We start from the raw sequence: 24,003 nt of genomic DNA on the forward strand, positions 1-24,003 counted from the left end.
GATCAACGAGAACCCCTACTGGTCGCCCGACGCGGCGATCATCCCGGTCTGGGAAGAGCATCTGGAGACGGTCCGCAAGGCCGGCTCCTCGACCGGCGCGGTCGTCGAGGTCGAGGCCACCGGCGTCCCGGCCGGCTGGGGCGCGCCGCTCTACGGCAAGCTGGACGCCGAACTGGCGTCGGCCCTGATGTCGATCAACGCCGCCAAGGGCGTGGAGATCGGCGAGGGCTTCGCCAGCGCCGCGCTGTCGGGTGAGGACAACGCCGATCAGATGCGGATGGGCAATGACGGCCCGGTGTTCCTGAGCAACCACGCCGGCGGCGTGCTGGGCGGCCTGTCGACCGGCCAGCCGGTGGTGGCGCGCGTGGCCTTCAAGCCGACCTCCTCGATCCTGACGCCGCGCCAGAGCGTCAACGAGGCGGGGGAACAGATCGACCTGCGCACCAAGGGCCGCCACGATCCGTGCGTGGGCATCCGCGGCGTGCCGGTGGTCGAGGCGATGACCGCCTGCGTGCTGGCCGACGCCTTCCTGCGCCACCGGGCGCAAACGGGCGGCGGAGCCTTCGTTCCGGGCGGCCAAGGCAGGGTTTGATTTTAGAAGCTCGTCGTCCTGGGCCTCGCGACGCGACTGAAACGACGGCGGGAAGAGATCCCGTCCTTCGACAAGCTCAGGATGAGGATCTCTACTGAACGGCGCGAAAATTCGTCCTCATCCCGAGCCTGTCGAAGGACGAGGACGCATCCCGGGGGCTTGCCGCTGACCCGGGATGACGAAGAGATTTTTGATAGCTGGAGCTTGCTAGCCCTTCCGCGCCTCCGGCCACTCCTCGGGGCGCAGGATCATGGTGGGGCGGAGGAACGGCGAGCGGACGCGGTCATAGTCCTGCATGTCAAGATCTCGGCAAATGATCTCAAGCAATTCCCCACCGCTGACCTCGGGCGGAGGTTCCTCGTGCGTCTGGCGCCAAAGCTCCAAAGCTTCGCGCTTGATGATTTCGTCGCGGGATAGCATCGGATCAACAATCCTCCGATGGCAAGAACTCTCGTTCGTTGCGACTTGTTCCTATTTTTCTCGGTGGCAAAGGGTAGTTAAGCGCCGCCGGCGTTAATAATATTCTGAATATCGGCGTCAAAAACTCTCGTCGGACCCCGGCGGGCGGCTTTTTGGGAACCCCATGAAGCGACGACGAATGTCGAAATCCGACCTGGAGCGGAAGCTATTGAGGTTCTAAGGGAATTCCCGATTGACCGATTATTACAGCCTCGTAACGTTCGGCCCTTGAGCGACGGGCAAGCCCGCCGCCTGTACAGGCCGGGGGGCGCGTGAGCTTCGATCTGCTGAAGATTCTGTTGGTGGACGACAACCAGCATATGCGCATGCTGCTGACCGAGATCCTGCGATCTCTGGGCGTACGGCAGATCTTCGAGGCGATGGACGGCGCCGAGGCCTTGCAGCTGATGCGCGACACCCAGATGGACCTGGTCATGAGCGACCTGACCATGAGTCCGCTGGACGGCATCGACTTCGTCAACCTGCTGCGCAATTCGCCCGACAGTCCCGGCCCGTTCACCCCGGTCATCATGATCACCGGCCATTCCACGATGCGCCGGGTCGCCGAGGCCCGCGACGCGGGGGTCAACGAGTTCCTGGCCAAGCCGGTGACGGCGCGCGCGGTGATCCACCGCATCAACCTGATCATCGAGCACCCCCGCCCGTTCATCCGCTGCGCCGGCTATTTCGGCCCCGACCGCCGCCGCCGCGAGGACCCGGCCTTCGCCGGCCCTTGGCGCCGACAGGGCGATCCGGGCGTGGTGGAGCTGCAGTACTGAGCTTCCTTATTTCCGGGGCGACTAAAGCCTCCCCCTGTGGGGGAGGTGTCGGCGAAGTCGACGGAAGGGGATGGATCGGCTCGATCCGCACCAAGCCCTCCCCCACCGGCCTTTGGCCGCCTCCCCCTGTGGGGGAGGAACTGCTATCCCGCGATCGCGCCCGGCAGGTACAGCCGCATCGGCCGCACCTCGTACGCCCCGCCGGGATTGGCCTCGGTCAGTTCGCGGGCGACGCCCAGGGCCTCGTCCATGTCGGCGACGTCCAGCACGTAGAAGCCCAGGAACTGCTCCTTGGTCTCGGCGAACGGGCCGTCAATCACGAAGGGGCTGTCGGTCTTGACCAGGGTCTTGGCGGCCGCGGTGCCCTGCAGGCGGCCCGATGGGCCCATCTTGCCCTCGGCGATCAGCCGGTCATGGACGACCGACAGGCGGCCCATGACGGCGTCGTCCTGTTCCTGGGTCCAGCCCAGGACCTCGGCTTCGTTGTTGTAGCAGAGCAGCATGTAGAGCATTCGCGGCCTTCCCCGGCGTCATCGGCGAGGCAGAGATAGGACAGGACCAGGCGAGAAGGAAGACCGGCGTTATTCCGTCACTCTGCGTCTCGCGCTGGCTGGGTCGGCCTCACGCAGCTGCCGCAGCTCGCGCCTGGCCTCCTCGACGGCCACGCGGATAGTGGCCACGGCCGGGCTGTCGCTCCCAGCCCGTTCCAGGACATGGACGGCCAGGGAGATGGCCGCCAGACTCTGCCCCAGTTCCTCGTGGAGGCCCGCGATCCTCGCGGCGTGCTCGCGGCCCGCGGCCGCGGCCTCGGCGTCGGCCCGGTTTCGGTCGCGCCGGGCGGCCAGCAGGGCGGTCACGTCCTCGTGGGCGATCAGGACCCGGCCCACGGGATGGCTGATCGTCCTGGCCCGCAGCCGAAAAGTCCGCTGCGCGCAGTTGTAGGCCAGGCGGAAACGATCGGCTTGCCCGCTCAGCAGGGCGCGCAGCCCTTCCTCCATCCGCGCCGCCGCCCGATCGCCCTGGCCGGCGGCCTTGCGGCAGACCTCGAGATAGTTGGAGCCGACATAGTCGGAGCGCGCATCGTTCTGTCGACCGAACCGTCGCCAGCTGGCGTTCACGTCGATCACGCGACCCGTCGTATCGAGCACGGCGACATGAGCGTTGAGCGCGTCGATCCCCTCCCATGAGACGGCGTATCGCTCGGAAATTTCAGATCGGCTGTCCATCGCGGGACGCACCTTCGCGGCAAGACGTGCTTCAGCAGATCACGTCGCGAGAGCGGTGGATACCGGTTGTTTCCGTGTGCGCCCGAGGGGTGAATCCCTAGAGCGTCAGCGCGCAGCTTTCGCCGATGGTCGGCCGCGAGACCACCACGCGCGACAGGCCCGGGAACTGGGGCGTCAGGCGTTCGGCGAAGTAGAGGCAGATGCGCTCCAGGGTCGGGCTTTCCAGCCCCGGGCGATCATTCAACAGGCCGTGGTCCAGCTCGGTCGCCACCGCCTTCAGCGCACCGTCCAGGCTGTCCAGGTCGGCCACCCAGCCGGCGTCCTGCATGACGCCGCGCACGCTGGCCTCGACCTTGAACGAATGGCCGTGCAGCTTGCGGTAGCGATGGTCGGCGGGACCTTGCTCGATGTAATGCGCCGCGTCGAAATGCGCGGCCTTCGTGATCTCGAAGACGGGCTTCATCAGGGTACTTCTTTTGACAAGGCCTGGGAGGCTCTAGCGGCTCGACCCTGTCACCAAGTCGAGCGCCTTATCCGTCAGGGCAGGCCGAGATATTTGTGTGTTTGGACGCTTAAACGCCATTGTGGGTGCGAAAGGCAATAGGCGACGGCCAATTGCGTGTTCCGCTCGCGGTCGGGACCGTCCATCGGCTGCAGGTAGAAGCGCTCGAAATCCAGGTCCGCGAAGCGCTCGGGCAGGGCCTTGTCCTGCGGGTAGACCAGCTTCAATTCCTGGCCCGTGGTCTGGACGACCGGCGCGTCGGCCTTGGGGCTGACGCAGATCCAGTCGATCCCCGAGGGCGCTGCGACCGTGCCGTTGCTCTCGACCGCGATCATGAAGCCGCGGGCGTGCAGGGCGTCGATGGCCGGCGTGTCCAGCTGCAGCAGCGGCTCGCCGCCGGTGCAGACCACCAGGCGGTCGCGCGGGCCGCCGGTCCAGGCCGCCTCGACCGCATCGGCCAGGGCGTCGGCCGTAGCGAACTTGCCGCCGCCCTCGCCGTCGGTCCCGACGAAGTCGGTGTCGCAGAAGGTGCAGACCGCCTTGGCGCGGTCCTGCTCGCGGCCGGTCCACAGGTTGCAGCCGGCGAACCGACAGAACACCGCCGCCTTGCCCGCCTGGCCGCCTTCGCCCTGCAGGGTGAGGAAGATCTCTTTGACGGAATAGGTCATCGCGAGCGGGCCCGTCCTCGTCCTTCGACAAGCTCAGGATGAGGACTACTGAACGGTTGGAAAACACTGGCGCTCAAAATGAAAACCTCATCCTGAGCTTGTCGAAGGACGAGGTTTTCACGCACGGAGCAAGCCCCGCCCGCTCGCGTCCCATTCCTCGTACCCGCGCTGCCTCAGCTCGCAGGCCGGGCACGCGCCGCAGCCGTGGCCCCAGGCGTGCAGTTCGCCGCGGTCGCCCTGGTAGCAGGTGTGGCTCTCGACCACGATCAGGTCGACCAAGGCCTCGCCGCCGAGGGTCTTGGCCAGGGCCCAGGTCTCGGCCTTGGTCAGCTTCATCAGCGGGGTCTCGATGACGAAGTCGCGGTCCATGCCCAGGTTCAGCGCCTGCTGCATGGCGTCCAGCGTATCGCGCCGGCAGTCGGGATAGCCCGAGAAGTCGGTCTCGCACATGCCGCCGACCAGCGCTCCCAGGCCCCGGCGGTCGGCCAGGGCGGCGGCGTAGATCAGGAACACCAGGTTGCGGCCGGGCACGAAGGTGGACGGCAGGCCGCGCTCGGTCATCTCGATCGCGACGTCGGCCGTCAGGGCCGATTGGGCCACGGCGCCGAAGCCGGTCAGGTCCAGCACATGGTCCTCGCCCAGGCGCTGCGCCCAGTGCGGGAAGCGCTCGATCATCTGGCGGCGCACGGCCTGGCGGGCTTGCATCTCGATCACGTGGCGCTGGCCATAGTCGAAGCCGACGGTCTCGACCCGGGCGTAGCGCTCCAGGGCCCAGGCCAGACAGACGCTGCTGTCCTGGCCGCCGGAGAACAGCACCAGGGCGGCCTCGGCGCGCGATGACGCCGACGGAGAGGAAGGGGAAGCGGACATCTCGCCCCTCTACACCAAGCCTGGGTCGTGCGCGAGGTCAGCGGCGAGGCCGTTGCCGAAAGAGCCGCGTTCTGCGACCCTCCTGGCACACGAGCCGGAGGATGAAGCCTTGGCGTACTGGATCTCCACCCGCGCCGCGCTGTTGGCGCTGGCGCTGCTTTCCGGCTCGGGACTGCCAGGCTCGGCGTTCGCCGACGGGTTGGACGAGGCGGGCCTTCGCGCCGCCGATCGCGAACAGTCGCGGATCGTCGGGGCCGGCGACGTCGCCGCCCAGCAGGCGTTCATGCACCCCAACTACATCCTCAACGGCCCCGCCAATGCGGTGATGCGCAAGGCCCAGGTAATCGAGATGCTGGGTCAGGGGCAGATGGCCAGGACGGGCTATGAACGCGTAATCGAGGGCCTGCAGATCACCGGCAATGTCGGCGTCGTCATGGGTCGGGAGTCGGTCACGCCCGCCGCGACGAGCCAGTTGGGCAAGCTGCGCGGCGACGGCGCCCTGCAGCGGCGGTTCACCAACGTCTTCCTGTTCGAGTACGGCCGCTGGCGCTTCCTGGCCCGACAGGCGACCGTGGTCGGCGGGGACGCCGCCAGGCCCTGATCCCGCCCGAGCGACGGGGGGCCAGCCAATCGACCCGACTGTGTCCCGGGCTCCCCAGCTCTAAAACAATTGTTTCGAACGTTGATATTTGGGCTGTACCTTCGGCGCGAATGAGACACTATGAACCGAACGCGGAGGCAAACTGCGTCAAGGTTTACCGGGCCAAAGCCACGCCTGACGCTGCGTCAGGCGCCGGACCTATTTTTCGAATTTTAATGAAAACTTACCGATCTCGAAGTCAGCATGACCTTGGGTAAAGTGAAATCGTGTAACCTATCAATGATTACTTATATTTTGGCCGGTTGACAGTCGCAGACGCCAAGTATGCAATCGCCTTAGTCTACGGGGGATCGGCCGTACGCCCACGTAGTGCTCAAAAGTACGGCGCCGAGGAAACAACACGACGTTCGCAGGGTCCGCCATAAGGAGCCGCGACGTTCAGGGAGGGAATAGAATGTCGCAATCTCTGCGTATGCGGAGCCTGTTGGCCATGAGCGCGTCCGTGACCGTGCTGGCCTCCATCGCCACCCCAGCCTTCGCTCAAGCCCAGCAAGGCGGCGGCAATGTGCTCGAGGAACTGGTCGTCACCGCCCAGAAAAAGGAAGAGGCCCTGCAGGACGTGCCGATCGCGGTGTCGGCCTTCAGCCAGGACACCCTGCAAGCGCAGAAGATCGACGGCGGCCCGAACTTGCAGCAGGCCATTCCGAACGTCACCTTCGCCAAGGGCAACTTCACCAACAGCTTCAACTTCGCGATCCGCGGCATCGGCAACAAGGCCGTCGGCGTCTCGACCGACGGCGGCGTCGGCGTCCACGAGAACAACGCCCCGCTGCAATCGGGCAACCTGTTCGACGCCGAGTTCTTCGACGTGGAGCGCGTCGAAGTGCTGCGCGGCCCGCAAGGCACCCTGTACGGCCGCAACGCCACGGGCGGCCTGGTGAACATCATCACCGCCAAGCCCACCGACACCTTCGAGGCCGAGATCACGGGCGAAATCGGCAACTACAGCACCAAGAAGGTGCGCGGCATGATCAATCTGCCGATCGTGGGCGACAAGCTGGCGGTCCGCTTGGCGGGCAACTGGCTCAATCGAGACGGCTACGTCACCAACACCTTCAACAACCACAAGGTCGACGACCGCGACCTGTACTCGACCCGCCTTTCGGTGATGTTCAATCCCACCGAGTCGCTGCGCACCAACTTCATGTGGGAGCACTTCAAGGAGGACGACAGCCGCGCCCGCGTCGGCAAGCAGCTCTGCACCAAGGACAACGGTCCGGCCACGCTGGGCGGCGTGCCCACGGGCGCGGCTCGCGCCTTCCTGACCCAGGGCTGCCTGCCCGCCTCGCTGTACGGCGACAGCGCCTACGGCACGGTCAACACCTCGGGCACCCTGACCGGTGAACTGGGCAACATCTTCGGCTTCACCAGCGGCGACGCCAACACCGGCGACACCACCAGCCGCAACCTGCGTGAAATCGAGACCCTGTTCGACCCGATCTACCAGTCCAGCTCGGACATCTACCAGTTCAACCTGCAATACGATCTGACCCCAGAGCTGACCCTGACGGCCTTGACGTCGTACAGCGAAGGCGAGGTCTACACCAAGCTGGACTACAACCGGAACGTCTCGACGGTTCCGTTCAACAGCACCGCGCTTACGCCGGGCGGCTTCTTCACCGATCCGCAGGTGGGCAGGACCAACCTGTTCACCACCCTGGACGTCTCTTCGGGCACATCCGAGCAGTTCAGCCAGGAAATCCGCCTGCAGTCGAACTTCGACGGCCCGCTGAACTTCAACATCGGCGGCATCTGGTTCGACTACAAAACGACCACCGACTACATCGTGATCGGCAACTCGCTGACCATTTCGGCCCTGGCGCTGAACTTCCAGAACACCGGCAACCCGGCCTGTAACCCGGTCACCCTGCCGACCACCTGCATCGGCATCGACACCAACGCCACGCCGGACGGCAGCGGCCATAACTACTATGACAACCGCTCGCCCTATCATCTGAAGTCGCACGCCCTGTTCGGCGAAGTGTACTGGCAGGCCAACGAGAAGCTGAAGTTCACCCTGGGCCTGCGCCAGACCCACGACGACAAGCGCCTGGACGTCTATGACACCGTCCTGCTGTCGCCGGGCATCGGCCTCAAGCAGAGCACCACCAACCCGCAGGAAAAGTCGGTCTTCGACGAACTGACCGGCCGCTTCGGCTTCGACTACAAGCTCAGCGACGACAACCTGCTCTACGCCTTCTATTCCAAGGGCTACAAGGGCGGCGGCTCGAACCCGCCGGCGGCGGTCGGCTCGGCCGTCAAGCCGCAGTTCGATCCGGAATTCGTCAACGCTTTCGAACTGGGATCGAAGAACACCCTGGCCGGCGGCAGCGTGATGCTGAACGCCACCGGCTTCTACTACGACTACCAGGGCTACCAGATCTCCAAGATCGTCAGCCGCACCTCGGTCAATGAGAACATCAACGCCAAGGTCTACGGCCTGGAGCTGGAATCGGTCTGGTCGCCGGTTCACAACCTGCGCCTGAACGCCAACCTGGGTTACCTGCACACCGAGATCGCCAAGGGCGTGTCGTCGATCGACACCATGGACCGCACCCAGGGCAATCCGCTGTACACCGTGGTCAAGGCGGGCCCCGGCCTGCCGACCGCCGCGGTCGGCTCCAACTGCGTGCTGACCACCGCCGGGGTGGCGACCCTCATCGCCCTGGGCCAAGGCGCCAGCGTCCCCTTCGCTTGCGGCGGGGCCGCCGTCTACCAGGCCTTCCTGCAAAGCCGCGGCGCGTCCCTGGCCCAGGCTCAGGGCCTGGCCTTCGGCACCGGCCTCTACAACTACGGCCCGGGTTACTCGATCGAAGGCACTTCGGCGGACCTGTCGGGCAACGAGCTGCCCAACTCGCCGCACTGGACCGCCTCGATCGGCGCCCAGTACACCTGGGACTTCTCCGGCGGCTGGTCGGCCACCCTGCGCGGCGACTACTACCGCCAGAGCAAGCAGTATGCTCGCGTCTACAACACCGTCTACGACCAGTTGAAGTCGTGGGACAACGCCAACATCACCCTGAAGGTCGAGAAGCCGGAGTGGGGCTTCCGTATCGACGCCTATGTCAAGAACCTGGGCGACGACACGCCGATCACCGACGCCTACACCACCGACGACAGCTCGGGCCTGTTCACGAACCTGATCACTCTGGAGCCGCGCACCTACGGCGTCAGCCTGACCAAGTCGTTCTAGACAGCGCACCTGGCGCGAACCGGAGGGCGGCGGAGCGATCCGCCGCCCTTTTTCGCCTCTCGACATCCGATGGAGCGCCAGCACGGCGGCGCCGGCGGGCTCACGCCGGACGGGTGGTGGTCGCGCGGCGATCGGCCGGGACGCGGCCGGCAAATTCCTCAAAAACCCCGGCCATTTACGACTCCGCAACGCCGACAGGCGAAGGTGAGGCCCGCAAAACGCCTCGTCGAACGGCCGCATGGACACGCTCGCCCGCCTGATTGACCGCCGAGCTCCGATCGATCCCGCGACCCCATGCGCGGAGGTTGCCTTGATGTTCCACGCCCAGTCCGACCTTGGCGCGCTCGCCGTGGTCGTGGACGGCAAACCGCTGGGCCTGGTCTATCGTGACGTGTTCCTGGGCCAGATGGCCGTCGCGCCCGATCGCGCCGAAAGCCCCATTTCCGAACTGATGGACCCCGAGCCGCGCACGGTCGAGGCCAGCGTCCGCGCCGCGGACTTCGTCGAGCGCATCGCCCAAAGCGCCACGCCCGTCTTCCGCAGCGCCTATGTCGCGGTCGACGAGGCCGGCGACTATGTCGGCGTCGGCGGGCTGAGCTCGCTGCTCACCTCGCATCGCCGCCGCCAGCGCGAGGCCGACAACGCCATGGCCCTGGTCGAGCGCATGGCCCACGACATCGGCCACCATCTGGACGGCGTCCTGGCCTTCACCGAGCGGCTGGAGCAGTCACGGCTGACGCCCGACGCCGCCGCCTATGTCCGCGCCATCGGCGACACCAGCCGCGACATGAGCCAGGTGCTGAGCCGGGCCATGGACCTGCGCCGCGCGGCGACCGGCGACCTGGCCCTGGCGCCCGCCCCCGCCCTGCTGCGCGATCTCAGCGACGCCGTCGAGGCCCGCTGGGGTCCCCGCGCCGCCGAGGGCGGCTCGACCCTGCTCTTCTCCTACGACGGCGAACCCGAAGCCGCCGCCCTGGTCGACGCCGAGCGCGTGCTGCAGGTGTTCGACGCCCTGATCGAAAGCGCCCTGGCCGCCGGGCGCGGGGTGATCGAGGCCAGCCTCAAGGTGCACCAGGTCGACAACGGCTTGATGCTGGAAGGCCGCGTGCGCGACAACGCCCCCGGCTCGGCCGACCTGCGTCTGGCCCGGATGTTCGACCCGCTGGGCGCGGCCAGCATCGACGATCGCAACGAACTGGCCCTGGGTGTCGGCATGGCCCTGGCCCACGGCCTGACCCGCGCCATGGGCGGTCCGCTGCGGGCCGAGGCCAATCTGGGCGCCGGCCTGACCGTGCAGTTCGCGGTGACCGTCCCCGAGGCCGTTCCGCCGATGCCTGTCGAAGACCAACCGGTGCTGGACGCCCGCTCGGCCCACATCCTGATCGTCGACGACAACGCCACCAACCGCATGGTCGCCGAAGCCCTGTGCGAGATGTTCGACTGCACGTCCGAACAGGTGGCCGACGGCGTCGAGGCCGTCGAGGCCGCCAAGTCGGGCCGCTTCGACCTGATCCTGATGGACATCAAGATGCCGCGCATGGACGGCGTCACCGCCACCGGCGCCATCCGCAAGCTGCCCGGCCGGGCCGGCGCCGTGCCGATCGTCGCCCTGACGGCCAACGCCGACCCCAAGGACATCGCCACCTACATCGTCGCCGGCATGCAGGACGTGGTCGAAAAGCCCATCAAGCCCGAGCGCCTGGCCGTGGTGCTGTCGGCCCTGCTGGGCGACGACGAAGACGAAAGCGACGACGACGCCGAGGCCGCGGCCTAGGGGCGTATCGACATTCAGCGCTTCGGGCTGATCAACCGGTCCGCGACCTATCCCTTCCAGCCGTCATTCCCGACCTTGTGGCGGGAAACCCTCCAGCAGGCCGCACATTGCAGGCTTAAAAGGCGGGCTTAACCACCATCAGCCATACTATGCCCAAGACCGCAGCAAAGGCCGGGAAGCCCAATACGAACCACAGTTTGAACAGGCGGAAATAGCGCTCAGGCAATGGCGCGCCTGTGGCTGCGGCTTGAAGTGCTAAGTCCCGCAGGCGGATTTGGATCCACACAACCGGCAGCCAGCATAGGCCGGTGACGACATAGAGAACTAGGCTCAGTCCGATCCATCCCGAGAACAGCGGATAGCCGGCTAGGTGGGCCAGGGCCGCACCGGTGATGGGCTGCAGGATTACCGCCGAGGCCGTGAACACCGTATCGGCCAGCACCACGATCCTAGCGGTGTGGGCGATCAGAATTGGGTCGCGCGTGCGATGAGCCATCAGCATGAAAAAGGCGATGCCGGCTCCCGTGCCAAGCAGCACCGTCGCGCCAACCACGTGCGCGATCTTCAGCAGGGCGTAGAGGTCCATCAGCGTTCGTCCAGCGTGGCCAGCGCCGCCAGGGCCAGGAAAGCGGCGGGGATGCTCTTGAGCAGCGGCCCCATCGGATCGAACCACAGGTCGGGGCGCACCAGAGCGCCGCCAAGCAGATAGCCAACCGTGACCAGCAGCATGCCCTGCAAGGCGCGAGCGGCGGTCGGTCGCCAGATCAACAGTAAGGCCAGGGCGATGTCTACCAGACTACCTCCGATCACCGCTGTGGTCGCCAGCCCGGCGTCCATCCCGGAGGCTGTCAGCACGGCGATGGCATCCTTCAATCCAACCGTCAGGCCGATCAACCCTGACAACAGCCAGAAGGCGAACAGGCAGGCCAGGATGGCGGGCTTAGCGAAATAGGCGCGGGCGAACCAGCGCTCTTGAACGCCCGAGGGGGCGGCGGCCAGCAGGGCGTCGAAGGATCGCGGCGCGCATCTCAGGCGCGCAGCGTCTTCCGTCCGGCCGCGAACGCCCATCCGCAGTTGCTCCAATGCGGCGGTGCGCATTGGGCTGCGCCAGCCCAGCCAGGCCAAGGCGTCGCTAGCGGTGGCGGTCGCGCGGGCCAGACCGAGTGGCAGGCGGATCGTCCGCACGGGCCTCAGTCCCAACCAGCCGCGCAGTCGGCCGACAAGGTCGATCAGGGTCAGCGCCTCGCCGTGGACGAGATCTAGGCTGACGCGCGTCGGCGCGTCCGGCGCCAGGCAGCGGGCGACCGCGACCGCTAGGTCCTCGGCTCCGATCGTCTGGACCAGGCTGTCGCCGAAGACCACGGGGCTGGCGCCGGGGAACCCGGCCAGGCCGCGCAACAAGGCCGTGCCGCCATAGGCCGTCGGGGCGAATACGAGGCCGGGGCGCAGGATGATCCAATCTAGCGAGCTTCGAGCTAGAAGGGTCTCGGCCTCCAGCTTTGTGGCGTTGAAGGCCGTCCTCCGTCCTGGCTCGACCCCGGCCGCCGAGATATGCACGAGACGGCGGACACCGCCCCCTTCGCAAGCCTTGATCAGGCGACGGACCCCTTCGACATGGACGGCTTTAAGGTCGTCGCGAGGACTGTCCTGCAGGGCGCCGGCGCAGTTGATCACGGCCTCAGTGTCGGCGAGCACGACGGTCCAATCCGCGATCGAGGCTTTGGCCACATCGGCGCGCTTCCACTCCACGGCGGGGAAGCGGCGGCGAGCCGCGTCGATGTCGCGCCCGACGCCGACGACCACATGACCGTCAGCCGCCAATCGGGCGGACACATATGAACCGATGAGCCCATAGGCCCCGACAATGGCAATGCGCATCAACGACGCTTAGCGTTTCAGCCATGAAGGGGGAAGCGTCACCATCGGTCGCCCCCCCGTCGGCGATCCACCCCGAACAGTCGACGGACATGGCCGCTTCACGCGCCAGCGGTGGACATTGCCCGCGTCGGTGCATCTCTGTCTTTCTAGGGCGGGAATGACGGCCATAAGGGGGGCACGTCTGAATGCCGATCCGACCTGGAACAACGCGGCCTGCCCTGGGGCCGTCGCCTTCCGTCAGGCCGTCGTTTCGGCCTCGTGGCTCATGGCCGCCGCGCCCAGTTCGACATGCTCGGGAATGCGGCCGCTGGCCTTGCGCTCGCTGTAGCGGTCGACGAGGTAGTCGGCGCGGTCGCGGGTCAGAAGCGTGAACTTCACCAGCTCTTCCATCACGTCGACCACCCGCTCGTAATAGCTGGACGGCCGCATGCGGTCGTGGTCGTCGAACTCCTTGTAGGCCATGGCCACGGACGACTGGTTGGGGATGGTGATCATCCGCATCCACCGGCCCAGCAGGCGCAGGGTGTTGACCGCGTTGAACGACTGCGAGCCGCCGCTGACCTGCATCACCGCCAGGGTCTTGCCCTGGGTCGGGCGGACGCTGCCGATCTCCAGCGGGATCCAGTCGATCTGCGCCTTGATCACGCCGCTGATCGCGCCGTGGCGTTCGGGACTGCACCAGACCTGGCCTTCCGACCATTGCGACAGGGCCCGCAGTTCCTGGACCTTGGGATGGTCGGGCCCCGTGGCGTCAGGCAGCGGCAGGTCGCGGGGGTCGAAGATCCGGGTCTCGCAGCCCAGGCGCTGGAGGATGCGGGCGGCCTCCTCGACCAGCAGCCGGCTGAACGAACGGGCCCGCAGCGAGCCGTACAGCAGCAGGATCCGGGGCGGATGGGTCGAGGGCGCCGACACCTCCAGCCGTTCCCGATCGACCGGGACCAGGAACTCGGGCTGCAAGGCGGGAAACTCGGTCATGCGCGACTCCATCTTCGTCATTGATCCGTCTCATATTTCGATCATATTGGAAATATGGAAACGAAACGCGCCGCCGCCAGCCTCTCGGCCCTCGGACATGAAGGCCGCCTGGCGATCTTCCGTCTGCTGGTCAAGGCCGGCCCCCAGGGCGTGGCGGCGGGCGAGATCGCCCGGCGGCTGGACAGCCTGCCCAACACCCTGTCGGCCAATCTCAGCGTGCTGTCGCATGCGGGCCTGATCGCCTCGCGCCGCGAGGGCCGGTCGATCGTCTACACGGCCGACTACGGCGCGATGAGCGGCCTGCTGGGTTTCCTGATGGAAGACTGCTGCAACGGCGACCCGGCGATCTGCGCCCCGCTGAACGACATCGTCGCCAAGGCCGCGGCCTGCGATGGAACCTGCCTTACCGCATTGGAGACGGCATGACCGACGACGCCAAGGACCGCCCGCTCAACGTCCTGTTTCTCTGCACCCACAACTCGGCGCGTTCGGTGATGGCCGAATGCATCATGAACCGGGTCGGGGCGGGACGCTTCAAGGCCTATTCGGCCGGCTCCTCGCCCAGCGGCGTCCTGGACCCGCGGGCGATCCGCCTTCTTCAGCATCTCAACTACAAGACCGACCACCTGCGCTCCAAGGGTTGGGACGAGTTCGCGCTGCTGAACAACCCGGACGCTCCCGAGCTGGATTTCGTGTTCACCGTCTGTGACAACGCCGCCGGCGAAGTGTGCCCCATCTGGCCGGGCCAGCCGATGAGCGCCCATTGGGGCATCCCCAATCCGGGCTCGACCGAAGGAACCGAGGCGGAGGTCGCCCTGGCCTTCACCGAGGCCTACCGGCAGCTGAACAGCCGCATCACGGCGTTCTGCGCCTTGCCGATGGCCTCGCTGGACCGCCTTTCGCTGCAACGCCGCCTCGACGAGATCGGCCGGTCCAAGGCTCCCGATGACTCCGCCGCCTAGGGCTTCCCGACCAAGGTTTCTCCATGTCCGTCTTTGAACGCTACCTCACCGTCTGGGTGGGACTGTGCATCGTCGTGGGCGTCGCCCTGGGCCATTTCTTCGCGCCGGTCTTTCATGGGATCGCCGCATTGGAGATCGCCCAGGTCAACCTGCCGATGGCCGGCCTGATCTGGCTGATGATCATCCCGATGCTGATCAAGGTGGATTTCGCCGCGCTCGGCGAGGTCAAGAACCACTGGCGCGGCATCGGCGTGACCCTGTTCATCAACTGGGTCGTCAAGCCGTTCGGCATGGCGCTTCTGGGCTGGATCTTCATCGGCCACGTCTTTCGCGCCTATCTCCCGGCGGCGCAGATCGACAGCTACATGGCGGGCTTGATCCTGCTGGCCGCGGCGCCCTGCACGGCGATGGTCTTCGTCTGGAGCAACCTCACCGACGGCGAGCCGAACTTCACGCTGAGCCAGGTGGCTCTGAACGACACCATCATGGTCGTGGCCTTCGCGCCCATCGTCGGCCTGCTGCTGGGCCTGTCGGCGATCACCGTGCCCTGGTCGACCCTGGTCCTGTCGGTGGGCCTCTACATCATCGTCCCGGTCGTGGCCGCGCAGGTCATCCGCCGCGTCCTGCTGGCCAAGGGGCCCGAGGCCCTCTCGCGCCTGCTGGCGGTGCTTCAGCCGATCTCGATCGGCGCCCTGCTGGCGACCCTCGTGCTGCTCTTCGGATTCCAGGGCGATCAGATCCTGAGCCAGCCGCTGATCATCGCCATCCTGGCCGTTCCCATCCTGATCCAGGTCTATTTCAACTCGGGCCTGGCCTACCTGCTCAACCGCCTGACGGGCGAGGCCCATTGCGTGGCGGGCCCGTCGGCGCTGATCGGCGCCAGCAACTTCTTCGAACTGGCGGTCGCCGCGGCGATCAGCATCTTCGGCTTCCAGTCGGGCGCCGCCCTGGCCACCGTCGTCGGCGTGCTGATCGAGGTGCCGGTCATGCTGTCGATCGTGGCGATCGTGAACGCCTCCAAACCCTGGTACGAGCGCGGCCTGGCCGTTCGCAAGGTCGCCGCCGCTCGCCAATCTCCGCCTTCCCTTCCCTCCACGGTGACCCATGAGCGACCCTGATTTCCCGATCGTCATCTTCCACAACCCCGCCTGCGGCACCTCGCGCAACGTGGTGGCGATGGTCCAGGCGGCGGGCTATGCGCCGACGGTCGTGGAATATCTCAAGGCCGGCTGGACGCCCGAGCAGCTGCGTGAGTTGGCCGGCGAGGCGGGGCTGACCGTGCGCGACCTGCTGCGCGAGAAGGGCACGCCGGCCGCCGAGCTGGGGCTGCTGGACGAGGGCGTGGGCGAGGACCGGCTGCTAGAGGCCATGACCGCCCACCCGATCCTGGTCAACCGCCCGCTGGTGGTCACCCCCAAGGGCGTCAAGCTGTGCCGGCCCTCCGAAGCCGTCCTCGACCTGCTGGACCGCAAGCCCGCCGCCTTCACCAAGGAGGACGGCGAGGTGGTGAAGCTGGGGTAGGATGGCGGATGCTCGCCGTCCCCTTCCAGCGCCTGCGCCGATCCCTGACCACCCTGCCCGACGCGCGCGGCTGGGCGTTGTGCGGCCTGGTCGCGGCGGTCGCCGCAAGCCTGATGGCCGTCATCGGCTTTTCGACCGGGCTCTACGCGATGACCCCGACCGCGCCCGGCCTGCCGCTGCGGCTGCTGGTCGTGCTGGTCGTGCCCGCCCTGGGCGAGGAGATCCCGTTTCGCGGCCTGCTGGTCCCCGGCCGTGACGAGACCGCGCGGCCGTGGCCGGCCATCGCGATCTCGACGGCGCTCTATGTCGCCTGGCATCCCTTCGAGGCCCTGACCTTCCTGCCCCAGGGCGCGATGTTCCTGCGCCCGGACTTCCTAGTCTGCACCGCGATCCTGGGCCTGGCCTGCGCCCTGATGCGCTGGCGAACGGGCTCGCTGTGGCCGGCGGTGATCCTGCACGGCGGCTTCGTGGTGGTGTGGCAGACCTGGCTGGGCGGGGTGCGGTTGTAGGGGTTGCGAGACCGGCCTCCCCCATGGCTAAGCTTCGGCCATGAGTTTCCCAGACACCGCCTCCCCCGCCCGCGACACCCGAGTGCTGGATTGGGAAGACCAGGGCGACCACGACTGGATCGCCACCGCGCCCGGCGGCTGGGAGCTGTCCTATGCCGGCGCGCGGATGAATCTGTGGAAGGGCAATTGGTACACCCGCGGTGGCCATGTCGTGACCCTGACCCGGCGCGGCAAGACGCCTGCCTGCCTGTTGCGCGAGGGCGGGTTCGACCAGTTCGCCAAGCGGATCGGCTATGCCGTCGAACCCCAGACCGGCGACGTGGCCTTCGACCGTCGGATTTATCTAGCCACCGATCATGCGGGCCTGGGGCGCGCCCTGGGGGATCGGCCCGAACTCCGGCGGGTGGTCCTGGCCCTGTTCGATCTGAAGGTTCTCAGAATCGACGTCACGGTCGACGGCTTCAAGATTTATCTGGACAAGCCGCCGAGCCCCAACGACGACGGCGGCGCTGCCCTATCGGATGTGGCCCTTCGCCTGGAGGGCCTCTCTGACCTTTGGCCCGCCGCGCCGTCCGATTTCAAGGCGGTCGGCGGCTGGCTGAACCGGCGTGGGCTCAGCCTGGCCTGGTTCTTTGCCGTAGCGGCGCTTGTGTTCGTCACCTGGCACTTCAGCAGCGATCGGGCCTGGCACCGGCAACTGGAGACCTTCGCTGAAATCGACTGGCCGGGCATGGGCCTGTTGGTCGCGGTCGCGGTTGGTCCCTACGCGGTGTTCGGCGGGCGCCGGGCGACCTCGCACAAGACCCTGGCCCTGCTGGTGGTGGGGATCCTGATCCTGCTGCCGCTCAGCCAGACCCTGCTGGTGATCAATATCAACCGCCTCCACGTTCGCAGCGAGACCCTGGTTCCGGCTGTCCCGACCGGCCTGTGGCCTGATCCCGATCGCCAGTACAGCAAGGGCTATCTATTGGACGCCACGGTTGAGGGCGTGCCACTTGGACTATCGCTGTCCCCCGCCGAGGGCAAGCTAGCTGTCGAGGGCCGCCTGTGCATGACCGGCGTCGTCCACGAGGGCCTGCGCGGCCTACGCTATGTCTGGGGTGTGCGCACTTGGACCTGCGGCTCGGGTGAGGTCAGCCACGTACCGCCGCCCTCTCCAATGCCGGCGAGCTAGCTGTTCATCAGAACCTGAACCCTACCTTCGCCCCCACGAACTTGCCGTCGGGGTCGTAGCCGCGCGCGCGGCCCGCGCTGCTGTCGTCGGCGTTGGGTTTGAGGCCGCACAGCAGGCCCGCGCCCAGCATGGCGTCGCCGGCCTTGCCCTCGACCGAGGTCCGCGCCACGCCGGGCGGCAGCGGCGTCGGGGCGCGTGAATACAGCACGGGCAGGCCGGGCGCGGTCAGGTCCAGGGGCTTGGTCGGGGCCAGGGACAGCCTGGGCGAGGGCCGAACGGCCTCGGCCGAAGCCACGCCCCCTAAAGCGAGGGCGGCGGTCAGGGCGAGGGCGGAGAGGCGGACGGCGGGCATGACGCCTCCAAGATGGGGAACCGACGGCGAGCGCCAAGGGTCCTCCAAACCCATCCGCCGGTAAAGGCCCGGATCGCCCGGCGACCTGCGACGCTGCACCGCAGCAAAGACCCTTGAAAATGACAACGTTGTCATCCATATTGAAACCAATGGGGACGATTTGATGTCCCGCCTATTTTGGATGAAGACAATGCTCAGCCTGATCGTTCTGACCCTCTCGGCCATCAAGGCGCAGCGCACCGCCGCCGCCTGAGACGCCTGAACAGCCCTTCCAGCGGCTGCACTGAAAAGGCCCGCGAACCCCTCGGTTCGCGGGCCTTTTCGTTGTGCGACGCAGCACGGCTGCGTGAATGGTCCGCTTTGCGGCGGAAGAGGGATTCAGGCGCGGGCAACCCACCCGCGAAAGGTCAACGCGGCATAGAACAACTGCGGATCGGTGAAGCCGGCCGCGCGCAGAATATCGACCTCCACCTCCGGAGACAGGATGGGCAAACGGTCGCCGACAACGCGCGCGCCTCCGGTCATAGGGTCAAAAGCCACGCCATTGCCCGCAGCGAACGCGCCGAAGCGGTCGAACCACAGGTCCCGCGCCGGTCCGTCCGGCGCGCTGTGATGCGCGACCACGAACTGCGCGCCCGGCTTCAGCCTGCGTCGGATTTCCGTCAGGGTGGACAGCCGGTCCGCGAGCGGGACGAAATGCAAGGTCAGAAGGCAGCAGGCCGCATCGAACGGTCCTGTCGGCGCTGAGGCGATGTAACCTTCGTGCAGGTCTGCCCGGTCCGCGAACGGCCCAAGCGTGCGGGTCGCCAGCTTCAGCATCTCCGCCGAGGGGTCGATGCCGACGAAACGCCAGCCAGGCTGCGCCTCGGCGAACGCCCGCAGCTCCAGCCCCCCGCCGGCGCCGACCACGAGGATGCGGCCATCCGCCGGTGCGGTTTCCGCCATCAGCAGCCGCGTCATGCGCTGCAGGTCGCCAAAGCCCGGCACAAGGCGCGGCGGGTTTTCGGCGTAGCGCGCGACAGCCGCCGCATCGTCGAAGCCGTTCATGGCCGGTCCAGCCCGCGGTGCGCCGCCTCCATGACCAGGGCCCGGTGGGCGGCCACGCCGGCCATGACGCCGGCGGCCGACGCCAGCGTGGCGTTATACATCTCGGTCGCCGCGTCGCCGGCGGCGAACACTCCCGGCACGCTGGTCTGCTGCATCGGATCGACCTTGATGTAGGGACCGGTCATGCCGTCCGCGAAAACGCAACCCAGCTGCTCGGCCAGCGGGCTGGCCATTTGCGTGCGCGGCGCGGTGAAGACCGCCTCGGCCGGGACCTCGCGGCCGTCGGCCAAGATCAGGCTGCGAATGCTAGACCCCTCGCCGATAAGCTCGACGACCGGCGTGCGTTCGATCTCCACGCCACGCGCGCCGAGCAACGCGGCTTCCTCAGCGGTCGGTTCGAACACCCCCTGCGTATAGAAGGTCGTGGGACCCCAATCGGGCAGGATCATCGCTTGGTGGACCGCGGCCGCGGCGTTGGCGATAGCGGCCAGGCGACGGCCCCGCACCTCGTAGCCGTGGCAGTACGGGCAATGCAGAACGCTCACCCCCCAACGGCCGATCATGGACTGCAGCGGCAGCGTGTCCCGCACCCCGGTTGCCAGGATGAGCTTGCGGCCCTCGACCCGCGCGCCCTCCGACAGGTCCAGGGTGAACCTGTCGTCATGGACCGAGGCGGCCAGGGCCTCGGCATGGCGAAACGTGACGGTCGGGTACCGCGCCAGTTGGTCGAGCCCCTGGCGCATGATCCCCGCCGGTGCGACGCCGTCTTGCCCCAGGAAGCCGTGGGAGGCCGCCGCGAAGCGGTTCCTGGGGCGCCCCGCGTCCACCAGCAGCACGCTGCGCTGGGCGCGGGCCAGCTGCATCGCGGCGGAAAGGCCGGCGAAACTGCCCCCGACCACAACGACATCGTATCGATCCATGACTCGCACTCGCAACTTTCAATGTTGCGTGAAACATATAGGGCGAATCTCGACATGCAACTTATATTGTTACGAGTGATTTGCTCTAGGATCCGCCATGCCTTCAGACACCCGCCTGTCCCGAATGCTGCACGTGCTGATCCACATGGATCGTATCGGCGGGCCCGTGACCTCCGAGGTCATCAGCAGAATGCTCGACACAAACCCGGTCGTGGTGCGACGGACCATGGGCGGCCTGCGGGCGGCGGGTTACCTGACCTCCGTCAAAGGTCACGGCGGCGGTTGGGCGCTGGCGCGGCCGCTCGACACGGTGAGCCTGCGCGACATCCACGAGGCGCTGGGCAGCCCCAAGGTGCTGGCGATCGGCCTCGCCGACGACAATCCCAAGTGCTTGATCGAACAGGCCGTCAACGAAGCCCTGAAGGACGCTATGGCGGAGGCCGAGCACCGTCTGCTCACGCGCTTTGGCGAGGTGACGATTGGGGCCCTGTCGCGCAACATCGCCCTGCCTCCCAGCTGAATGGGCGGCGCACCCCTCTCGGACCCTCCAAAGGTCCGCTGAGGCGCCTTCCCCCTAGTTGCCCTCTTCCAGCAGCCTTCGGGCGATCACCTGGGCCTGGATCTCGCCGGCGCCTTCGAAGATGTTGAGGATGCGGGCGTCGGCCAGCAGGCGGCTGGCGACGTATTCCAGGGCGAAGCCGTTGCCGCCGTGGATCTGCAGGGCGTTGTCGGCGGCGGCCCAGGCCACGCGGGCGGCGATCAGCTTGGCCATGCCGGCCTCCAGGTCGCAGCGCTTGCCCTCGTCCTTCTGATGGGCGGCGAAATAGGTCAGCTGGCGCACGCCCATGATCTCGGCGGCCATCATGGCCAGCTTGTTGTGGACGCGCGGGAACTCGAAGATCGCCTGGCCGAACTGCTTGCGGTCCAGGGCGTAGCCGAGACCGGTCTCCAGCGCCGCCTGCGCCACGCCGACGGCGCGGGCGGCGGTCTGGATGCGGGCGCTCTCGAAGGTGGCCATCAGTTGCTTGAAGCCCTGGCCGGGCGCCCCGCCCAGCAGGTTCTCGGCCGGCACGGTGAAGCCGTCGAAGCCCAGCTCGTATTCCTTCATGCCGCGATAGCCGATCACCCCGATCTCGCCGCCGCTCATGCCCTGGGCCGGGAAGTCGTTCCCCTCGACGCCGCGCGGCTTGGGGGCCAGCAGCATCGACAGGCCGCGATAGTCGGTGGTGGCCGGGTCGGTGCGGACCAGCAGGGTCATGACGTCGGCGCGGGCGGCGTGGGTGATCCAGGTCTTGTTCCCGGTCACGACATACTGGTCGCCTGTGAGCTCGGCGCGGGTGCGAAGGGCGCCGAGGTCCGAGCCGGTGTTGGGCTCGGTGAAGACGGCGGTCGGCAGGATCGAGGCGTCCGAAATCTTGGGCAGCCAATATTGCTTCTGGTCCTCGGTGCCGCCGGTCAGGATCAGCTCGCCGGCGATCTCCGAGCGGGTGGCCAGCGAGCCGACGCCGATCCAGGCCCGCGACAGCTCTTCGGAGACCACGCACATGGCGGTCTTGCCCATGCCGCTGCCGCCGTATTCCTCGGGGATGGTCAGGCCGAACACGCCCAGGGCGCCCAGCTCCTCGACCAGTTCGATCGGGATCAGCTGGTCCTTCAGGTGCCATTCGTGGGCGAAGGGGGTGACCTTTTCCTCGGCGAAGGCGTGGAACTGGTCGCGGATCATCTCGAAGGTCTCGTCCAGACCGGTGTGCTCGAGCGTCGGGCGGCCGCGCGCCTCGGCCAGGCGCCGGGCGATGCGGGTCTTCACCGCCTGCGTGCCGCCCTCGACCATCAGCTTCATCAGGCCGTTGGAATAGAGACGGTTCAGCACCGAGCGGTCGGTGATCAGGTGGGCCGGGCGGACGATCTCGCCCTGGTTCATCGGCACGCCGCCGACCAGCTGGGCGCAGTATTCGGAGAACAACAGCTGGGCCAGCAGGGCCTCGATCTCGCCGAACCGGCCCTCGGCCTCCAGCCGCTCGGCCCAGCCGGCGACCTGGTTCAGCAGCTCGGCATAGGCGGCGTACCAGCCGTAGCCGTGCACCTGATGCTGATGTTCGTCGGCCAGGGCGCGGTCGATCTTGCCGCCGGCGCCGGTGATGGCGGCCTTCACGGCGGGCTTGGCCTCGGCCACGAACAGCTGGGCCGCGCCGGCGGCCTCGCGCAGCAGACCGGTCAGCCCCGGCAGGATCAGGGATTCCGTGGTTTCCTGAGCGACCCCGCCCTTAAGCGTTGGTGCGGTCATGGCTTGCTCCCGTGCGCCGAACAGTTGTTTTCTTTCACTCTGGAGCTTTTCGCACCTGCGAGCAATGCCGCAGTGCAACATAAATGGCCCTGAAGGGGAAGAAACATGCTCGTCGTCCACCACCTCAACGAGTCGCGCTCGCAGCGCATCCTGTGGCTGCTGGAGGAGCTGGGCCTGCCCTACGAGATCAAGTTCTACGCGCGCGACGCCCAGACCCGCCTGGCGCCGCCGGAGCTGATCGCCGTCCATCCGCTGGGCAAGTCGCCGGTGCTGACCGACGGCGACGCGACGATCATCGAGAGCGGGGCGATCACCGACTATGTCATCCGCCGCCACGCCGGCGGCCGGCTGGCCCCTGACCCGGCCGGCGCCGACTATGACGCCTACCAGCAGTGGCTGCACTATGCCGAGGGCTCGGCCATGCTGCCGATGCTGCTGCGGATGTATGTCGGCCGGCTGGGCGCGGCGGGCGCGCCGCTGCACCCGCGCATCGAGAGCGAGATGGCCAACCACCTGGGCTATGTCGAGGGCGCGCTGGCTGGCCGCCAGTTCTTCGTCGGCGACAGCCTGACCGGCGCCGACATCCAGATGAGCTTCGTGGCCGAGGTCGCCAAGGCGCACGGCAAGCTGGGCGACTATCCGAACCTCGAAGCCTGGATCGGCCGCATGCACGCCCGGCCGGCCTGGAAGGCGGCGCTGGAGAAAAGCGGGCCGTACGGGTTGGGACGCGACGACTAGCCCCCTCACGCCAGGGTTACGCACAGCCGCGCACTGTCGCACGCTTCCCAAGCTTGACGATATCGGCTTAGTAGGCGGTGCGGGATGGGGCCTGCGGGGGAAATACCTTGAAAAATCTGTACAAAACCGCTGTCGCGGCGCTGTTCGTCATGGCCGGTTCGGTCGCTCACGCCCAGACCGTCAAGGTGCCGGAAGGCACCGAGGTGGTGATCAGCGTCGAGGACAAGCTGTCGTCCGAGACCAACAAGGAAGGCGATCGCTTCTCGATCAGCCTGGTCGACGACGTCGTCCTGGCCGATGGCGCAAGCTGCCCGCCGGCTTGAAGGGCGCGGGCGAAGTCACCCACGCCAAGAAGAAGGGCATGATGGGCAAGCCGGGCGAGCTGAACGTCCGCTTCGACTACCTGAAGGCCGGCGACACCAAGATCAAACTGCGCGGCCAGAAGGGCGCCGAGGGCGACGCCCGCTACGGCACCACCATCACCCTGACCGTGTTGTTCGGCCCGCTGGGCCTGATCAAGCACGGCAAGGACGTCGAGATCAAACCGGGTCAGAAGATGACCATCTTCACCGACTCCGACGCCATGGTGAACCTGGCCGGCCCGGTCACACCGGTCGCCACGCCGGCGGCTCCGGTCGCGGCCGCCGCGCCGGTCGGAACGGCCAACTAGGCTCTTCCGAACATCGAACGATCAGCGCCCTCTCCCTACGGAGGGGGCGTTTTCGTTGGCGGTCCCGCGCCGCCGATACGACAACACCCTGACACTGAGCGTAACCTCTGGTTTAGCTTCGACGGGTAGCCTGGCGATGCCGGAATCCTTTTTCGGCGCGGTCCTGGAGCTTCCCGTGCAGATTTCCGCCACGACGCCGAACCCCGCCACGCCGAATCCGGCCCCCGCGCCGGCCGACCCGCCTCAGGG

28 protein-coding genes are annotated in these 24,003 nt (G+C 67.3%); 15 read left to right on the top strand and 13 right to left on the bottom strand.

From position 1 onward, the window contains the following. Positions 1-592 (top strand): chorismate synthase (locus WAL33_RS20395; RefSeq protein ID WP_422183718.1); only part of this gene is annotated, 592 nt, incomplete at its 5' end. Between the two features lie 207 nt (positions 593-799). Here the strand turns inward: WAL33_RS20395 and WAL33_RS20400 are convergent. Beyond that, positions 800-1,012 (bottom strand): hypothetical protein, encoded by a 213-nt coding sequence (locus WAL33_RS20400; protein WP_422183719.1) that lies wholly within the window; start codon positions 1,010-1,012, stop codon positions 800-802. Positions 1,013-1,323: 311 nt separating this feature from the next. On the opposite strand from WAL33_RS20400, the gene WAL33_RS20405 reads away from it, so the two are divergent. Further along, entirely contained in the window at positions 1,324-1,830 is a 507-nt protein-coding gene (locus tag WAL33_RS20405) for a response regulator (RefSeq protein ID WP_422183721.1), read from the top strand. Between the two features lie 143 nt (positions 1,831-1,973). Here WAL33_RS20405 and WAL33_RS20410 read toward each other — a convergent pair whose 3' ends face one another. The 5 genes from WAL33_RS20410 to queC form a co-directional block, all read right to left on the bottom strand. Next, the gene (locus WAL33_RS20410) at positions 1,974-2,342 is read right to left on the bottom strand and encodes a YciI family protein (RefSeq protein WP_422183723.1); all 369 of its coding nucleotides are present in this window, start codon (positions 2,340-2,342) and stop codon (positions 1,974-1,976) included. A gap of 69 nt (positions 2,343-2,411) precedes the next feature. Next, positions 2,412-3,056, bottom strand: a complete 645-nt coding sequence (locus WAL33_RS20415) for a PAS domain-containing protein (RefSeq protein ID WP_422183725.1) — start codon at positions 3,054-3,056, stop codon at positions 2,412-2,414. Positions 3,057-3,153: 97 nt separating this feature from the next. Then, positions 3,154-3,519 carry a 6-pyruvoyl trahydropterin synthase family protein gene (locus WAL33_RS20420; protein ID WP_422183727.1) on the bottom strand — a complete coding sequence of 122 codons (366 nt, stop codon included), beginning with the start codon at positions 3,517-3,519 and terminating at the stop codon, positions 3,154-3,156. A 74-nt stretch (positions 3,520-3,593) separates the two neighbouring features. Continuing rightward, a complete protein-coding gene (queE, locus tag WAL33_RS20425; protein ID WP_422183728.1) occupies positions 3,594-4,226 on the bottom strand; it encodes a 7-carboxy-7-deazaguanine synthase in 633 nt (210 codons plus the stop codon). A 117-nt stretch (positions 4,227-4,343) separates the two neighbouring features. Then, a complete protein-coding gene (gene queC / locus WAL33_RS20430) occupies positions 4,344-5,096 on the bottom strand; it encodes a 7-cyano-7-deazaguanine synthase QueC (protein WP_422183729.1) in 753 nt (250 codons plus the stop codon). A 109-nt stretch (positions 5,097-5,205) separates the two neighbouring features. On the opposite strand from queC, the gene WAL33_RS20435 reads away from it, so the two are divergent. From WAL33_RS20435 to WAL33_RS20445, 3 genes are all read left to right on the top strand, one after another. Next, a complete protein-coding gene (locus WAL33_RS20435; protein ID WP_422183731.1) occupies positions 5,206-5,697 on the top strand; it encodes a nuclear transport factor 2 family protein in 492 nt (163 codons plus the stop codon). A gap of 454 nt (positions 5,698-6,151) precedes the next feature. Beyond that, the gene (locus tag WAL33_RS20440; RefSeq protein ID WP_422183733.1) at positions 6,152-8,950 is read left to right on the top strand and encodes a TonB-dependent receptor; all 2,799 of its coding nucleotides are present in this window, start codon (positions 6,152-6,154) and stop codon (positions 8,948-8,950) included. A 238-nt stretch (positions 8,951-9,188) separates the two neighbouring features. Further along, positions 9,189-10,724: a response regulator gene (locus WAL33_RS20445; protein WP_422183734.1), complete on the top strand. Its 1,536-nt coding sequence runs from the start codon at positions 9,189-9,191 to the stop codon at positions 10,722-10,724. A 115-nt stretch (positions 10,725-10,839) separates the two neighbouring features. On the opposite strand, the gene WAL33_RS20450 is transcribed toward WAL33_RS20445, so the two are convergent. The 3 genes from WAL33_RS20450 to arsH all read right to left on the bottom strand — a co-directional run bounded on the left by WAL33_RS20450 (position 10,840) and on the right by arsH (position 13,577). Then, a complete protein-coding gene (locus WAL33_RS20450; protein ID WP_422183736.1) occupies positions 10,840-11,310 on the bottom strand; it encodes a DUF2269 family protein in 471 nt (156 codons plus the stop codon). Beyond that, the gene (locus tag WAL33_RS20455; RefSeq protein ID WP_422183738.1) at positions 11,310-12,602 is read right to left on the bottom strand and encodes an SDR family oxidoreductase; all 1,293 of its coding nucleotides are present in this window, start codon (positions 12,600-12,602) and stop codon (positions 11,310-11,312) included. The genes WAL33_RS20450 and WAL33_RS20455 overlap by 1 nt, the downstream gene beginning before the upstream one ends. 237 nt (positions 12,603-12,839) lie before the next feature. Next, positions 12,840-13,577, bottom strand: a complete 738-nt coding sequence (arsH, locus tag WAL33_RS20460) for an arsenical resistance protein ArsH (RefSeq protein ID WP_422183739.1) — start codon at positions 13,575-13,577, stop codon at positions 12,840-12,842. Between the two features lie 54 nt (positions 13,578-13,631). Here arsH and WAL33_RS20465 point away from each other — a divergent pair, with 54 nt between their 5' ends. The 6 genes from WAL33_RS20465 to WAL33_RS20490 are packed head-to-tail and all read left to right on the top strand — an operon-like array spanning position 13,632 to position 17,743. After that, on the top strand, positions 13,632-14,003 hold the full coding sequence (locus WAL33_RS20465) for an ArsR/SmtB family transcription factor (RefSeq protein WP_422183741.1): 372 nt from the start codon (positions 13,632-13,634) through the stop codon (positions 14,001-14,003). After that, complete coding sequence (locus WAL33_RS20470; RefSeq protein ID WP_422183743.1) at positions 14,000-14,539, top strand: arsenate reductase ArsC; 540 nt, start codon at positions 14,000-14,002, stop codon at positions 14,537-14,539. The genes WAL33_RS20465 and WAL33_RS20470 overlap by 4 nt, the downstream gene beginning before the upstream one ends. 23 nt (positions 14,540-14,562) lie before the next feature. Then, positions 14,563-15,657 carry an ACR3 family arsenite efflux transporter gene (gene arsB, locus WAL33_RS20475; RefSeq protein WP_422183745.1) on the top strand — a complete coding sequence of 365 codons (1,095 nt, stop codon included), beginning with the start codon at positions 14,563-14,565 and terminating at the stop codon, positions 15,655-15,657. Further along, positions 15,644-16,060 carry an arsenate reductase (glutaredoxin) gene (gene arsC, locus WAL33_RS20480; RefSeq protein WP_422183747.1) on the top strand — a complete coding sequence of 139 codons (417 nt, stop codon included), beginning with the start codon at positions 15,644-15,646 and terminating at the stop codon, positions 16,058-16,060. The genes arsB and arsC overlap by 14 nt, the downstream gene beginning before the upstream one ends. Positions 16,061-16,068: 8 nt before the next feature. Beyond that, positions 16,069-16,569, top strand: a complete 501-nt coding sequence (locus WAL33_RS20485; protein WP_422183749.1) for a type II CAAX prenyl endopeptidase Rce1 family protein — start codon at positions 16,069-16,071, stop codon at positions 16,567-16,569. Positions 16,570-16,609: 40 nt separating this feature from the next. Further along, positions 16,610-17,743, top strand: a complete 1,134-nt coding sequence (locus WAL33_RS20490; protein WP_422183751.1) for a hypothetical protein — start codon at positions 16,610-16,612, stop codon at positions 17,741-17,743. A gap of 7 nt (positions 17,744-17,750) precedes the next feature. On the opposite strand, the gene WAL33_RS20495 is transcribed toward WAL33_RS20490, so the two are convergent. The 3 genes from WAL33_RS20495 to WAL33_RS20505 form a co-directional block, all read right to left on the bottom strand. Next, positions 17,751-18,095 carry a hypothetical protein gene (locus WAL33_RS20495; protein WP_422183753.1) on the bottom strand — a complete coding sequence of 115 codons (345 nt, stop codon included), beginning with the start codon at positions 18,093-18,095 and terminating at the stop codon, positions 17,751-17,753. A 378-nt stretch (positions 18,096-18,473) separates the two neighbouring features. Beyond that, positions 18,474-19,142 carry a class I SAM-dependent methyltransferase gene (locus WAL33_RS20500; protein ID WP_422183754.1) on the bottom strand — a complete coding sequence of 223 codons (669 nt, stop codon included), beginning with the start codon at positions 19,140-19,142 and terminating at the stop codon, positions 18,474-18,476. After that, positions 19,139-20,062, bottom strand: a complete 924-nt coding sequence (locus WAL33_RS20505) for an NAD(P)/FAD-dependent oxidoreductase (RefSeq protein ID WP_422183756.1) — start codon at positions 20,060-20,062, stop codon at positions 19,139-19,141. The genes WAL33_RS20500 and WAL33_RS20505 overlap by 4 nt, the downstream gene beginning before the upstream one ends. A gap of 97 nt (positions 20,063-20,159) precedes the next feature. Between WAL33_RS20505 and WAL33_RS20510 the strand changes: the two genes are divergently transcribed. Then, positions 20,160-20,582, top strand: coding sequence for an RrF2 family transcriptional regulator (locus tag WAL33_RS20510; protein ID WP_422183758.1), 423 nt, complete (start codon positions 20,160-20,162; stop codon positions 20,580-20,582). 54 nt (positions 20,583-20,636) lie between these two features. Here the strand turns inward: WAL33_RS20510 and WAL33_RS20515 are convergent, their stop codons facing one another. Beyond that, the gene (locus tag WAL33_RS20515) at positions 20,637-22,346 is read right to left on the bottom strand and encodes an acyl-CoA dehydrogenase family protein (RefSeq protein WP_422183759.1); all 1,710 of its coding nucleotides are present in this window, start codon (positions 22,344-22,346) and stop codon (positions 20,637-20,639) included. 105 nt (positions 22,347-22,451) lie between these two features. Between WAL33_RS20515 and WAL33_RS20520 the strand changes: the two genes are divergently transcribed. From WAL33_RS20520 to WAL33_RS20530, 3 genes are all read left to right on the top strand, one after another. After that, positions 22,452-23,084, top strand: a complete 633-nt coding sequence (locus tag WAL33_RS20520; protein WP_422183760.1) for a glutathione S-transferase family protein — start codon at positions 22,452-22,454, stop codon at positions 23,082-23,084. Between the two features lie 107 nt (positions 23,085-23,191). Next, positions 23,192-23,407, top strand: a complete 216-nt coding sequence (locus tag WAL33_RS20525) for a hypothetical protein (protein ID WP_422183761.1) — start codon at positions 23,192-23,194, stop codon at positions 23,405-23,407. Next, positions 23,404-23,754, top strand: a complete 351-nt coding sequence (locus WAL33_RS20530) for a hypothetical protein (protein ID WP_422183763.1) — start codon at positions 23,404-23,406, stop codon at positions 23,752-23,754. The genes WAL33_RS20525 and WAL33_RS20530 overlap by 4 nt, the downstream gene beginning before the upstream one ends. The last annotated feature ends 249 nt before the right edge of the window (positions 23,755-24,003 follow it).

Origin of the sequence: Caulobacter sp. (genome assembly GCF_049283275.1) — a bacterium.
Classification (GTDB): Bacteria; Pseudomonadota; Alphaproteobacteria; order Caulobacterales; family Caulobacteraceae; genus Caulobacter.

Excerpts from the sequence above, each read along its gene's own strand:
- WAL33_RS20400 (WP_422183719.1), bottom strand. The coding sequence starts at position 1,012 with ATGCTATCCCGCGACGAAATCATCAAGCGCGAAGCTTTGGAGCTTTGG.
- WAL33_RS20410 (WP_422183723.1), bottom strand. The coding sequence starts at position 2,342 with ATGCTCTACATGCTGCTCTGCTACAACAACGAAGCCGAGGTCCTGGGC.
- WAL33_RS20415 (WP_422183725.1), bottom strand. The coding sequence starts at position 3,056 with ATGGACAGCCGATCTGAAATTTCCGAGCGATACGCCGTCTCATGGGAG.
- WAL33_RS20420 (WP_422183727.1), bottom strand. The coding sequence starts at position 3,519 with ATGAAGCCCGTCTTCGAGATCACGAAGGCCGCGCATTTCGACGCGGCG.
- queE (WP_422183728.1), bottom strand. The coding sequence starts at position 4,226 with ATGACCTATTCCGTCAAAGAGATCTTCCTCACCCTGCAGGGCGAAGGC.
- queC (WP_422183729.1), bottom strand. The coding sequence starts at position 5,096 with ATGTCCGCTTCCCCTTCCTCTCCGTCGGCGTCATCGCGCGCCGAGGCC.
- WAL33_RS20440 (WP_422183733.1), top strand. The coding sequence starts at position 6,152 with ATGTCGCAATCTCTGCGTATGCGGAGCCTGTTGGCCATGAGCGCGTCC.
- WAL33_RS20445 (WP_422183734.1), top strand. The coding sequence starts at position 9,189 with ATGGACACGCTCGCCCGCCTGATTGACCGCCGAGCTCCGATCGATCCC.
- WAL33_RS20450 (WP_422183736.1), bottom strand. The coding sequence starts at position 11,310 with ATGGACCTCTACGCCCTGCTGAAGATCGCGCACGTGGTTGGCGCGACG.
- WAL33_RS20455 (WP_422183738.1), bottom strand. The coding sequence starts at position 12,602 with ATGCGCATTGCCATTGTCGGGGCCTATGGGCTCATCGGTTCATATGTG.
- arsH (WP_422183739.1), bottom strand. The coding sequence starts at position 13,577 with ATGACCGAGTTTCCCGCCTTGCAGCCCGAGTTCCTGGTCCCGGTCGAT.
- WAL33_RS20465 (WP_422183741.1), top strand. The coding sequence starts at position 13,632 with ATGGAAACGAAACGCGCCGCCGCCAGCCTCTCGGCCCTCGGACATGAA.
- WAL33_RS20470 (WP_422183743.1), top strand. The coding sequence starts at position 14,000 with ATGACCGACGACGCCAAGGACCGCCCGCTCAACGTCCTGTTTCTCTGC.
- arsB (WP_422183745.1), top strand. The coding sequence starts at position 14,563 with ATGTCCGTCTTTGAACGCTACCTCACCGTCTGGGTGGGACTGTGCATC.
- arsC (WP_422183747.1), top strand. The coding sequence starts at position 15,644 with ATGAGCGACCCTGATTTCCCGATCGTCATCTTCCACAACCCCGCCTGC.
- WAL33_RS20485 (WP_422183749.1), top strand. The coding sequence starts at position 16,069 with ATGCTCGCCGTCCCCTTCCAGCGCCTGCGCCGATCCCTGACCACCCTG.
- WAL33_RS20490 (WP_422183751.1), top strand. The coding sequence starts at position 16,610 with ATGAGTTTCCCAGACACCGCCTCCCCCGCCCGCGACACCCGAGTGCTG.
- WAL33_RS20495 (WP_422183753.1), bottom strand. The coding sequence starts at position 18,095 with ATGCCCGCCGTCCGCCTCTCCGCCCTCGCCCTGACCGCCGCCCTCGCT.
- WAL33_RS20500 (WP_422183754.1), bottom strand. The coding sequence starts at position 19,142 with ATGAACGGCTTCGACGATGCGGCGGCTGTCGCGCGCTACGCCGAAAAC.
- WAL33_RS20505 (WP_422183756.1), bottom strand. The coding sequence starts at position 20,062 with ATGGATCGATACGATGTCGTTGTGGTCGGGGGCAGTTTCGCCGGCCTT.
- WAL33_RS20510 (WP_422183758.1), top strand. The coding sequence starts at position 20,160 with ATGCCTTCAGACACCCGCCTGTCCCGAATGCTGCACGTGCTGATCCAC.
- WAL33_RS20515 (WP_422183759.1), bottom strand. The coding sequence starts at position 22,346 with ATGACCGCACCAACGCTTAAGGGCGGGGTCGCTCAGGAAACCACGGAA.
- WAL33_RS20520 (WP_422183760.1), top strand. The coding sequence starts at position 22,452 with ATGCTCGTCGTCCACCACCTCAACGAGTCGCGCTCGCAGCGCATCCTG.